Below are 12,452 nucleotides of genomic sequence, written 5' to 3' on the forward strand. Positions count from 1 at the left end.
CGATGATAGTGCTGCAACCAGTGTGAAAGTAGGTTATCGTCAGGCTTGTTATTCGAAAAAACCCCTTCCGGTGATCCGGTTGGGGTTTTTTTACGTCTGGGGTTTTTGTTGGGCGCCGCGGGTGGTGTCGGCTTACGCGCTGCGCGCTAAGCCGACCTACGTTTATTGGATGGCGGGTAGGTCGGATTAGCGTAGCGTAATCCGACAAGTCGGCAGCCAGGTGACAAACAGGTGACAAACGAAAAAAAGCAGCGCTACGCGCTGCCTTTCTGTCTTTGCTTCCCTTTATTGGCCGGCAACCACCGATGTGACGCCGCTCCTGGCGACCCACTCGATCAGCGCATCAACCGCCGCGCGGCCGTTGCCGTTGCCGACCAGGTCGCTATTGATCATGGCGACCACCACGCACAGCTGGTTGTTGGCGTCGGGGACATAGCCGGCGATGGCCACCACATTCTTCAATGTTCCCGTCTTGATGCGGGCCCGTGCGGCCGCTGGACTGTTCAACAGGCGCTTGCGCATGGTGCCGTCCAGCGCAACGATGGGCAGGCTGGACTGGAACTCGGGTGCCCACGGACTTTGCTGCATCGCCTGCAGGACAGCGGCCATTTGCGCAGGCGCAATGCGTCCCGTGCGCGACAAGCCGGAACCGTTGTCGACCAGCATGCCCTGGGTGTCGATCTGATGCCGCTGGAACCATTCCTGGATCACTTGCCGCGCACGCGTGGCCGTGTCTTCCGGCACCGCCATGGCGACGGGGCGGCTGCCCAGCCAGCCATCGCTTTGCAAGCTGCCCAAGCTCAGGAACAGGGTGCGGGCCAGGGTATTGTCGGACGTCTTGTTGATATCGCGCAAGACTTCCGGCAAGGCGCGCGCCACATGGTCGGCCAGCATGCGCGTGCCGACCGGTTCGGCCGTCGGCGGCAAGCCGGTTGCCGGCGCTTCGCGCACCGTGCCCGTGATCGTGCCGCCCAGGCGTTTCCAGGTGGCACGGAACAAGCGGTCCGCGTAATCGTTGCGATCAAGAACATTGATGCTGGTAGCCTTGCTGCAATTTTGCGGGAAGGTGCCATGCAGTATCACTTGCAGCTTGCCGCTCGCATCGCGCCGGTATTCGGGCGGGCGCCAGCCGTCTTCCCATCTGGCGCAACTGCCCTTGATCAGCTTCATGTCGCTCGTGATGCTGACGTTCTCGAGCGCCGGCTGCATCAGGATGCTCAATTGCCGGTCCGTCGAGTTGATATTGATATCGAGCAGATTGGTGTTCAGCAGCAAGGCATCGGGAATGACGTTGTAGCGGAACTCGGCCGATTCGTCGAAGGGCGGCGCACCAATGTCGGGCCGGGCCGGCTGGAACAGCTGTCGGTCGAGGATCAGGTCGCCCTTGATTTTCACGATGCCTTGCGTGCGCAAGGTTTGCAGCATGTGCTCCAGCGCGTTCGCATTGAAATCCGTGTCGGCGCCGCCGCGCAGGATCAAGTCGCCCTTCAGTACGCCATTGATGACGTCGGCGCTGGTGCGCAGTTCCGTGCGGCCGCGGAAGATGGGCCCGAGTTGCTCCAGGCCCACGGCCGTCGTCACCAGTTTCATGGTGGAGGCCGGCTGCATGCTGCGCTCGGCGCCATGCGACATCACCACCGTGTTGCCGCGCAGGACGATGGCGCCCATGGCGTCTTCGGGAATATTCGCGCTGCGCAGCAGCAGGCTGACGGATTCGGGCAATTGCGCCTGGGCAGTCGACAGGCCAAGACCCGCCAACAGTGCAGCCATCAGGACAGGACGTAACATGGTGCTCCTTAATGGAAAAAGACGTAGGCGACAAAGACGGCGGTGATCACGCCAGCCAGATCCGCGATCAGGCCGGCCGTGATGGCATAGCGCGTCTTGCGGATGCCCACCGAGCCGAAGTACAGGGCCACGATATAGAAGGTGGTGTCGGCCGAGCCCTGGAAGACGCAGGCCAGGCGGCCGACGAACGAGTCGACGCCATAGGTATTCATGGCGTCGATCATCATGGCTTTCGAGCCGGAGCCGCTGAGCGGCTTCATCATGGCCGTCGGCAGCGCGGGCACGAAGTCCGTATTGATGCCCAGGTTGGCGAAGAACCAGTTCATGCCGCTCATCAGGAAATTGAACACGCCCGCGTTACGGATCACGCTGATGGCCACCAGCATGCCGACCAGATAGGGAATCACGGTGATCGACGTCTGGATGCCGCCTTTCGCGCCCTCGATGAAGGCGTCATACACGTTCACTTTCTTGCGCAGCGCGCCAATAATAAATATGGCGATGACGCTGATCAACACCAGGTTGCTGACCACTTTCGAGACCAGCTCGATTTCCTGTTTCGTCAGGTATTGTGTGAAGTACCAGATCATGGCGACGATGGCGCTCGTCATGCCGCCCATCCAGCCCAGCACGACCCGGTTGAGCAAGTTGATGCGCTGCTTGATGGACACCGTGATGATGCCGACCATGGTGGCCACATAGGTGGCGATCATGCAGGGAATAAAGATATCGGACGGGTCGGCCGCGCCGAGGATCGAACGCTGCGCCATGATGGCCAGCGGAATCAGGGTCAGGCCCGAGGTGTGCAGCACCAAAAACATGATCTGCGCATTCGTCGCCTCTTCCTTGTTCGGGTTCAAGGTTTGCAGGCTTTCCATGGCCTTCAAGCCGAACGGCGTGGCCGCATTGTCCAGGCCCAGCAGGTTGGCCGAGAAATTCATCACCATGTGGCCCGTGGCTGGATGGTCTTTCGGAATTTCCGGGAAGATGCGCGAAAAGAACGGTGCGATCACTTTCGCCAGCCAGCCGACGATGCCCGCCTTTTCACCGATGTTCATGATGCCGAGCCACAAGGTCATCACGCCCGCCAGCGGCAGGGCGATATCCATCACGCCCATGCGCGCCGTCTCGAACGTGCCGTCGATGATGCGCTTGAAGATATCGGTATCGCCGAGGAACAGCCACTGCAGCACTGCGGCCAGGAAGCCTACGAGGAAAAAGCCGGACCAGATGTAATTAAGTGCCATATGCGATCAGTTCTGTGTGTCGGGAGTGAAAAATGTCTGCAAACAAAGTATAGGGGCAGCCCGATACGAGTTGATGAAAGAATGCAGCAATCGCATGCCAAAAAGTTATAAGCTGGCAGCCTGTTTTCATTGGCGCCCCGCAGCGTGCCCGCGTAGTGTGGGGGATGCCTGTCGCTTACTGCTGTTCCTTACCTTTGTCTGCACTGGATTACTGATGATGTTTTTACGCAAAACCGCCTGCGCCGCCGGCTTGTCCCTGTTGACGCTTTTTACCGTACCGGCCCACGCCGCCGCCGATGCCCGCGCGAACAAGACCTTGCACCTGTTCCTCAGCACCAGCGAGACGGGCCTGGACCCGGCCGTGGCGTCGGACCTGGCCAGCCTGAATTTGATGGAAAACATTTTCGATCCCTTGCTGCGCTATGACTACCTGGCGCGCCCCGTGCAACTGCAGGGCAATACGACGCGCGCCATGCCGACCGTGGAAGATGGCGGGCGCACCTATACCTTTCACTTGCAGCCCGGCATATTCTTTACGCCCGATCCCGCCTTCAAAGGCAAGCCGCGCGAAGTGACGGCGCAGGATTATGTCTACAGCCTGACGCGGCTGTATGACCCCAGCCTGAAGTCGCCGTGGCTGTTCTTGCTGGAAGACAAGCTGGTGGGCGATGCTGCCCTGAAAACAAAGTTCAGCTATGACACGCCGATCGCGGGCTTGCAGGCGCTGGACAAATACACCTTGCGCATCCGCCTCAATGGCGTCGACCCGAACTTCCTGTTTTACCTGGCCATGCCGGCGACCGCCGTGGTGGCGCGCGAAGTGGCTGAAGCGTACCCGGCGGCAGGGCAGATCGGCAACCATCCCGTGGGCACGGGGCCGTTCCTGGTGAAGGAGTGGAAGCGCAGCGACAAGATCGTGCTGCAAGCCAATCCGACTTTCCGTCCCACCGTGTTCCATACGCAAGCCAAGGCGCTGGCTGCCTTGCCACCGGATGCGCGCGCCATCGCGACGGCACTGGAAGGCAAGCAATTACCGCTGGTCGAGCGCATCGAGGTGCGCATTGTCGAGGAATATCAATCGCGCATGCTGGGTTTCCTGAAAGGCGAGTTCGATTACCTGGAGCAAGTGCCGGAATCGATGACGGACATGGTGCTGGAAAACGGCGCGCTGAAACCGGCGCTGGCCGCCAAGGGCATGCAGCTGACGCGCTTTCCCGTGTTGCAGACGTATTACATGTGGATGAACATGGACGACCCCGTGCTGGGCGGCATAGGCAAGGACAAGCTGGCCCTGCGGCGCGCCATCGCCCTCAGCTACAACAGCCGCGAAGACATCGCGCTATTGAAAAAGGGATTGGCCTTGCCGGCCCAGTCGCCGTTGCCGCCCAATGTGCTCGGTTACGACAAGAGCTACCGCAGCCCCGTCGGCTACGATCCGGCCCTGGCGCGCGCCCTGCTCGACCGTTTCGCCTACAAGGCGGGGCCAGACGGTTTCCGCACCCAGCCGGACGGCACGCCCTTGATCCTGACCATGCATACGGAGCCGAGTACGGTGGGCCGCTTGCGCGACGAATTGTGGCGCCGCAACCTGAATGCCATCGGCGTGCGCGTGGAATTCAAGAGCGACAAGAAGACGGAAATCATCAAGGCCTCGCGCCTGGGCAAGGTGCAGATGTTCGAGACCAACTGGATCGCCGACTTCCCCGATGGTGATAACTTTATGCAATTGTTGTACGGTCCCAACAGTGGCCGCGCCAACTATGCCCGCTTCAACTTGCCCGATTACAATAAACGCTATGAGGAGGCGCGCCTGCTATCCGATACGCCGCGCCGACGCAGTCTGTACTTCGACCTGTTTCAGCTGATCCACGCTTACACGCCGTGGGTGCTGCTGACGCATCCCATCTCTGCCGACCTGCAACAACCGTGGCTAAAAAACTACAGGCGCCACCCCGTGGAATTCACGTCTTGGCGCTATCTGGACGTGGAAAAGCCAAGGGTAGCCCCGCAGGCAAGTGACCATGTCACTGAAAAGGGCATTCATTCCAAAAAGTTATGGTTAGGAAAGCATTTTTCATTGGCTGGCCGCGGATGCATCGCGCTACTCTGAAAATGAAAACAAATAAAGTCATGCGCAATTGTCATAAAAAAATGTACTGCGAGACAGACGTTGCGACATATCTATACAGCCTGACTTGAGAACTCAAGTTTCGATTGCCCAACAAGGAGAAGACCTGTGAAATTGAAAAAGCTAGCGCAGTTGGTGGCATTGATGGGGGTGGTGGGGCCGGTCGTCGCACAGGAAGCGGCGGCACCAGCAATGCAACGGGTCGAAGTGACGGGCAGCAGCATCAAACGCGTGGCCAAGGAAGGCGCGTTGCCCGTGCAAGTCATCACCTTTGACCAGATCGAAAAACAGGGCATCACGACGACCGAGCAACTGGTGCGCACCTTGTCAGCGAATGGCACGGGTGCCGATAACATGACTTCGGGCAATAACGTGTTTGGCGCCGATGCCGACAGGGTCAGCGGCGGCGCCTCGTTCGCCTCGCTGCGCGGCTTGGGCCCGTCGAGCACCCTGGTGCTGTTGAATGGCCGCCGCATCGCCACGCACGGCGCCAGCGGCAAGTCGGTCGACTTGAACTCGATCCCGCTGGGCGCGATTTCGCGCGTGGAAATTCTCAAGGATGGCGCCTCGGCCATCTACGGCACGGACGCCATCGGCGGCGTGATCAATTTCATTTTGAAAACCAATTACAGCGGCGTGGAAGCGTCCGTCTCCACCAACGACACGCAGGCAGGCGGCGGCGCCACGCGCCGCGCCTCGCTCCTGGCCGGTACGGGTTCGCTGGAAAGCGACCGCTACAACATCATGGCCAGCCTGACCGTCGACAAGGCGCAGCAGCTCAATGGCCGCGACCGCTCCTTCGTCAACGGCTTCCAGCCGGGCCGCGGCCTGTCGCCCGATACGACGGGCACGCCGTTTGCCAACCAGATGGCGGGTGCCGGCACGGCGCTGGGCGCCTCGTTCCAGCTGCCAGGCGATGCGAATAAATACCTGCAAGCCAATCCCTTGAGTTTCCAGGGCAAGTGCGACAGCATCGCCGGCATGTCGCAGTACCAGACGGCACTGTGGAAAGACGTGACCTCGCCGCTGCGCACCACGTATTCCTGCGCGTATGACTATGGCGCCGACTATGTGCTGCAATTCCCCGTTGAACGTGCCAATCTGTTGTCGCGCGGCACCTTCCAGCTGGCGCCCGACCACCGCATGTTTGTCGAAGTGCTCGGTTCGCGTACCAAGGCCACGGCCATTTTGACGCCGATGCAGGTGCAGGCGACCGTTGCCAACAAGAATTTGTATCCGGTCGGTGGCGCGTATTACCAGGACCTGTCGGCCTACATCCCCTCGTTCGACAGGACCAAGCCGATTTCCTACAAATGGCGCGCCAATGACGTGGGCAACCGCACGCAGGAAAACACGACAGACAATGCCCGCGTGTTGGTGGGCTTTGAAGGCAACTTTGGCAAGTGGGATTACAAGGCCGGCATTTCGCGCGCCGAAAGCAGCACCAAGACCAAGCTGACGGATGGCTATTCCTACACGGACAAGCTGTACGCGGCATTGGCCAGCGGCATCATCAATCCATGGGTGGGCGCCGGCCAGAGCCAGACGGAAGCGGCCAAGCAATTGATCGAATCGACCAAGTTCCGTGGCGACTTCCAGCACGGCAAAACGACCCTGACGCAGATCGACGGTTCCGTTTCGGGCGAGCTGTTCCAGCTGCCGGCCGGTGCCTTGGCCATGGCGGCCGGTTTTGACTTGCGCCGCGAAGGTTACAGCTTTGCGCAAGACGTCGATGCCACGCAGATTTTGCTGTCGCCGGGCAATGCCGCACTCAAAGATGCCAGCCGTACCGTCAAGGCCGTGTATGCCGAGCTGCTGGTGCCGGTCACGAAGGACCTGGAAATGCAGCTGGCCATCCGCCGCGACGATTACAGCCTGGTGGGCGCGACGACGAATCCGAAAGTGGCCTTCCGCTATCAGCCGACCGACTTCCTGCTGTTCCGTGGTTCGGCCAGCAAGGGTTTCCTCGCGCCAAGCTTCCAGCAGCTGTATTCGGGTTCGCTGAGCCAGGAATTGCCGAACGGCGTGATCGACCAGGAAGGCTGCGCCAAGCATCCGGGCGTGCCCGAGTATTGCGCCATCGACCGCCTCGACTACAAGACGGGCGGCAACACGAACCTGAAGCCGGAAACGTCGAAGCAGGGCAGCGTCGGTTTTGTCATCGAGCCATTCAAGGGCTATTCGGCCTCGTTCGACTACTGGGCCATCAATACCAAGGACCGCATCCTGAACCGCACGCCGCAAATCGTGCTGGCCAACTACCAGGCGCTGAACCAGTATATCCACCGCAATCCGGACGGCACCATCGAGTACGTGCAGGCGGGCTGGATCAATGCGGCAGGCAGCCGCGTGCGCGGCCTCGACGTGGGCTTGCGTGGCGAAGGCAAGATCCAGGACGCGAAATGGACGGCGACCCTGGACGGCACGTATATGGACAGCTTCAAGTTTGCGGAATACCAGGGCCAGGAATACCAGGAACTGGTCGGCAAGTTCTATACGCGCGATCTGTACCTGCGCTGGAAACACAATGCCAGCTTTGGCGTGTCGCGCGGCGACTGGAGCGGTTTGCTGATCCAGAGTTTTTCGTCGGGCTACAAGGACCAGCTGCCGAATGGCGGCAAGGGTACGCCGCCACCGGGCTTCAAGCCGGACGTGTCCAGCTACACCACGTATAACTTGTCGGGCACGTACACGGGCTTCAAAAATACGACGATTACCGTGGGCATCCAGAACCTGTTCGACCGCGATCCGCCATTCACCGCGCACAACGTGGATGAAGTGGTGGGCGCCGGCTGGGACCCGCGCGTGGCCGATCCTCGCGGCCGTTCGCTGTCGTTCCAGCTGAAGTACAAGTTCATGTAAGGCAACCATGCCGGCGGCGATCCCGCTGGCGTGCTAACCTCGTGCGGCGGCGCCTGGCGTCGCCGTTTTTATTCCAGGAAAGGGCCGCATGTCCAGTCAGACCAATCTCAGCCGGCGCCGCTTCGGCGGCTTGCTGGCCGCCACTCTGGGGGCGGCGGGCACACCGGTGTTGGCGGCGGCCACGCAAGGGAAGGGCAAACGCATGCAACAGCAACACGCATTGATCAAGCCGGCGCGTTTGCGCCAGGGCGACCTGGTCGCCATCATCGCGCCGGGCGGTTTTACGGATGAGGAGTCCATCGCCAAGGCCGTGCACAATATCGAATCGCTGGGCTTGCGCGCCAGCCTGGGCGCGAATATCCGCGCCGTGCACGGCAACTATGCGGGCACGGTGCAGCAACGCCTGGACGATTTGCACGCGGCGTTCCGCGACCCGGACGTCAAGGCGGTGTGGGCCATCCGCGGCGGCTCGGGCTGCATTTCACTGCTGGCGCTGCTCGACTACGCCTTGATCCGCGCCAACCCGAAAGTGCTGATCGGCTATTCCGACATCACGGCCCTGCACCTGGCCATCGCCCGCCAGACGGGTCTGGTGACCTTCCACGGTCCCGTGGCCTCGTCCACGTTTTCCGAGTACACGGTGACGCAGCTGCAAAACGTGCTGATGACGCCGCAAGAGCAGTACACGATCCCGATGGCGCTCGACAATCACCGCCGCGCGCAGACGCAGCCGAACTTCGCCATCCGCACCGTGCACGGCGGCCAGGCGACGGGACGCTTGACGGGCGGCAATCTGTGCATGGTCAGCGCGCTGGCCGGCACGCCGTATGCGGCCGATTTCCGCGAGCATATTTTGTTCCTTGAAGAAATCAACGAAGTGCCGTACCGCATCGACAGGATGTTGTGCCAGCTCGACCTGTCCATGGGGTTCAACAAGGCCGCGGCCTTGATGCTGGGCATCTTCGAGCATTGCGAGGCGGCCGAGGGCGATACCGCGCTGACCCTCGATGCCACCGTGGACCAGCATTTGCAGCCTTTACGCGTGCCGGCCGTCAGCGGCTATTCGTTTGGCCACATCCGCCACCAGTTCACGATACCGATGGGCATCCTCGCCACCCTGGATGCGGACCGGCAAACCTTGACCTTATTGGAGCCGGCCGTCTGTTAGCGTACGGTGCAGCGGGTCGATGGTCAGTATGCTAGTGTGAATGCAGGCGTGGCACGAGGCCGCGCCGCCTTCTTCACCGTACCCGACATGATCAACCGCCACGCCAGTACCTACATCCTCAGCCACCCGCTGGCCTTCGTGCTGCAGGTGCTGAAGGGTTTCCGCGCCAACCAGGGCTTGCTGCTGGCGGGTGCCGTCGCGTATTACTCGCTGCTGTCCATCGTGCCCCTGCTGATGCTGGTGGTGGTGGCCCTGTCGCACGTGATCGCGCAGGACGAATTGTTGCAAACCATAGGCCATTACCTGGAATGGCTGGTGCCCGGGCAATCGAAAGCCATCGTGGCCGAGGTCGCGCATTTCCTCAACAACCGGGGCGTGATCGGCTGGCTCTTGCTGCTGACCATGCTGTTTTTCAGTTCCTTGGCGTTTACCGTGCTGGAAAACGCCATGAGCGTGATCTTCATCCACCGCGTCGCCATCCGCCGCCGCCATTTCCTCATTTCCGCCGTGCTGCCGTATTGCTACATCCTGTGCCTGGGTATCGGTATTTTGCTGATCACCCTGGTGGCGGGCAGCCTGCAAGTGATGGGGGAGGAAAGCGTGCGCTTCCTGCGCCATGACTGGGGCCTGGAAGGGGTATCGGGCGTGCTGCTGTATTTGCTGGGGCTGGCGGGCGAAATCCTCGTGCTCAGTTCGATCTACCTGGTCATGCCGGTGGGGCGATTATCGATCACGCATGCGCTGATCGGCGGCGTGACGGCAGCCCTGCTGTGGGAAATCGCGCGACACGTGCTGGTCTGGTATTTCTCTACCTTGTCGCAGGTGAATATTGTCTACGGCTCGATGACGACGGCTATCGTCGTCATGTTCAGCCTGGAAATCGGCGCCACCTTGCTGTTGCTGGGCGCGCAAGTGATTTCCGAATACGAAAGAGTGGCCCGTGGCGGCGAAGAAGACAAGCCGCTGGCGCTAAGGACTTGATTTAAAAAGATTATTGCACCGCACAAAAAGCTGTGCTATACTCCGTTCAGTGATTGAGATTTGGCAGCAAATTATCTCACCATCCAGTTTCAGCGCGGCGACCGACAGGTGTAATGTCGATGGCGTGACAGTGCGAAGAAATGGATTTTGTAATTCCGGATACGATGGTCGATTTTACACTTGGAGTCACCATGCAGATAGCATGGGAGTCCGAAAATCAGGAGGCACTTTGCAGATAGCACTGGCGTCCATGACACGATTAAAGCATTGGTAATACATTGGAACGAAGCCCGCGCTAGCGGGCTTTTTTTTCGTCCATAGTTGGCGTATGGGGTCAGACCCGCCGGGTCTGACCCCAGTATTTGCCCTGGGGTTTACAAAGCCCGCGCAATCAAAATCTTCTGAATATCGCTGGTCCCCTCATAAATCTGGCACACGCGCACGTCGCGGTAGATGCGCTCGACGGGGAAGTCGGATACATAACCGTAGCCGCCATGCACCTGGATGGCGTCCGAGCACACTTTTTCCGCCATTTCCGACGCAAACAGCTTGGCCATGGCCGCTTCCTTCAGGCAGGGCAGGCCCGCATCCTTCATGGCCGCCGCATGGCGGATCAGCTGGCGTGCCGCTTCGATCTGCGTGGCCATGTCGGCCAGGCGGAATTGCACGGCTTGGTGTTCATAGATGGGTTTGCCGAAACTCTCGCGCTCGCGCGCATAGCTCAGCGCTGCTTCATACGCCGCGCGCGCCATGCCCACGGCTTGTGAAGCGATGCCGATGCGTCCGCCTTCCAGGCCGGACAGGGCGATCTTGTAGCCTTGTCCTTCTTCGCCTATCAAATTTTCCGCCGGGATGCGGCAATTCTCGAACAGGATTTGCGCCGTGTCCGACGAGTGCTGGCCCATCTTCTGTTCCAGTCCTGCCACGATGTAGCCAGGCGTGTTCGTCGGCACCCAGAAGGCGCTGATGCCACGCTTGCCAGCCGCCTTGTCGGTGACGGCCATGACGATGGCCACGTCCGCATACTTGCCGCTGGTAATGAACTGCTTGGTGCCGTTGATTACGTATTCATTGCCATCGCGGGTGGCCGTCGTGCGCAGGGCCGAGGCGTCGCTGCCCGTGTGTGGTTCTGTCAGGCAAAACGCACCGAGCATCGTGCCTTGCGCCAGCGGGCGCAGCCATTGTTCCTTTTGCGCGTCGTTGGCGTACATCATGGCGATGCTGCACACGGGGCAATTGTTGACGGAAATGATGGTCGACGTGCCGCCATCGCCGGCGGCGATTTCTTCCAGCACCAGGGCCAGCGACACGTAGTCGAGGCCGGCACCACCGAGCGCTTCCGGCACGGCCACGCCAAAGGCGCCCAGCGCGGCCAGTTCCTGCAATTCTTCTTTCGGGAAATGATGTTCCTTGTCCCAGCGGGCCGCATTGGGCGCCAGGCGCTCGCGCGAAAAACTGCGCAGCGCTTCCTGGATCATGGTCTGTTCTTCATTGAGTATCATGGGACGTCGTCTCGTTTGTTTTTATGGTGTGTGGTGGAATTACCAGCTGATGGGCTTGCCATCGTAATTGCGGAACACGGCCTTGTCCGTGGCCGGCAAGCTGGCCAGGGTGGCGCGGATGCCGGCAGCGCTTTGCTCTGTGGAAAGGTCGGCGCCGGCGCCGCCCATGTCCGTGCGCACCCAGCCCGGGTGGAAGGCCACGCAGCTGACGCCTTGCGGGCCGTACACGAGGGACGTGTCGATCAGCACGGAATTCAAGGCGGCCTTGCTGGCGCGGTACAGTGAACCGCTGGGGTTGCCCCGTTCGCTCAGGGAGCCCATGTGCGAGGACAGCACGGCCAGTTTCCCTTTGGCATTGGCTACCAGCGGCGCCAGGAGCGGCAGCAGCCGCATGGCCGCCAGCACGTTCGTGTGCATGACGGCATCGAAATCTTCTTGCGTGGGGGTACCGTCGTGGCGCGGGCCATACACGCCCGCGTTGAGGATGGCCACGTCGAGTATTTCATCGTCGAGCTTCCAGCCCAGGGCGGCACAGCCGTCCACATCCGTCACGTCGAGCAGGTGCGCTTCCGCACCCAGTTGCGTGAGGGCGTCGCAAGCGTCTTGCGTGCGCGCCGTGGCAATCACTCGCCAGCCATCGTGGCGGTATTGACGGACGATTTCGTGGCCGATGCCGCGCGAGGCGCCGATGATCAATGCGGTAGGCATGTCTTTCTCCCTGAGTAATCAATGAAAAGGCGCGCAGCGAACGTGACCACGCCGCGCGCGCCTGTCGT

The 12,452-nt window shown here is 60.8% G+C and carries 9 protein-coding genes; 5 read left to right on the forward strand and 4 right to left on the reverse strand.

The window, feature by feature from the left end; translation table 11 throughout:
- Positions 1–190: hypothetical protein (locus tag JAB6_RS29570; RefSeq protein ID WP_217494637.1), on the forward strand; the 190-nt coding region annotated here is incomplete at its 5' end.
- A 95-nt stretch (positions 191–285) separates the two neighbouring features.
- On the opposite strand, the gene dacB is transcribed toward JAB6_RS29570, so the two are convergent.
- Both dacB and JAB6_RS16785 read right to left on the reverse strand, forming a co-directional pair.
- Positions 286–1,788, reverse strand: coding sequence for a D-alanyl-D-alanine carboxypeptidase/D-alanyl-D-alanine-endopeptidase (gene dacB / locus JAB6_RS16780; protein WP_070303703.1), 1,503 nt, complete (start codon positions 1,786–1,788; stop codon positions 286–288).
- An 8-nt stretch (positions 1,789–1,796) separates the two neighbouring features.
- Positions 1,797–3,035 (reverse strand): nucleoside recognition domain-containing protein, encoded by a 1,239-nt coding sequence (locus tag JAB6_RS16785; RefSeq protein ID WP_034753725.1) that lies wholly within the window; start codon positions 3,033–3,035, stop codon positions 1,797–1,799.
- Positions 3,036–3,249: 214 nt separating this feature from the next.
- Between JAB6_RS16785 and JAB6_RS16790 the strand changes: the two genes are divergently transcribed.
- The 4 genes from JAB6_RS16790 to JAB6_RS16805 all read left to right on the forward strand — a co-directional run bounded on the left by JAB6_RS16790 (position 3,250) and on the right by JAB6_RS16805 (position 10,174).
- The gene (locus tag JAB6_RS16790) at positions 3,250–5,145 is read left to right on the forward strand and encodes an ABC transporter substrate-binding protein (protein WP_254671657.1); all 1,896 of its coding nucleotides are present in this window, start codon (positions 3,250–3,252) and stop codon (positions 5,143–5,145) included.
- A 126-nt stretch (positions 5,146–5,271) separates the two neighbouring features.
- Complete coding sequence (locus JAB6_RS16795; RefSeq protein ID WP_070303704.1) at positions 5,272–8,025, forward strand: TonB-dependent receptor; 2,754 nt, start codon at positions 5,272–5,274, stop codon at positions 8,023–8,025.
- A gap of 88 nt (positions 8,026–8,113) precedes the next feature.
- Entirely contained in the window at positions 8,114–9,193 is a 1,080-nt protein-coding gene (locus JAB6_RS16800) for an LD-carboxypeptidase (protein ID WP_070303705.1), read from the forward strand.
- 87 nt (positions 9,194–9,280) lie between these two features.
- Positions 9,281–10,174, forward strand: coding sequence for a YihY/virulence factor BrkB family protein (locus JAB6_RS16805; protein WP_034753736.1), 894 nt, complete (start codon positions 9,281–9,283; stop codon positions 10,172–10,174).
- A 374-nt stretch (positions 10,175–10,548) separates the two neighbouring features.
- Here JAB6_RS16805 and JAB6_RS16810 read toward each other — a convergent pair whose 3' ends face one another.
- Both JAB6_RS16810 and JAB6_RS16815 read right to left on the reverse strand, forming a co-directional pair.
- Positions 10,549–11,676, reverse strand: a complete 1,128-nt coding sequence (locus JAB6_RS16810) for an acyl-CoA dehydrogenase family protein (RefSeq protein WP_070303706.1) — start codon at positions 11,674–11,676, stop codon at positions 10,549–10,551.
- Between the two features lie 39 nt (positions 11,677–11,715).
- Positions 11,716–12,384, reverse strand: coding sequence for an SDR family oxidoreductase (locus tag JAB6_RS16815; protein WP_070303707.1), 669 nt, complete (start codon positions 12,382–12,384; stop codon positions 11,716–11,718).
- Between the last annotated feature and the right edge of the window lie 68 nt (positions 12,385–12,452).

The organism is Janthinobacterium sp. HH104 (genome assembly GCF_001758715.1).
Taxonomy (GTDB): domain Bacteria; phylum Pseudomonadota; class Gammaproteobacteria; order Burkholderiales; family Burkholderiaceae_D; genus Janthinobacterium; species Janthinobacterium aestuarii.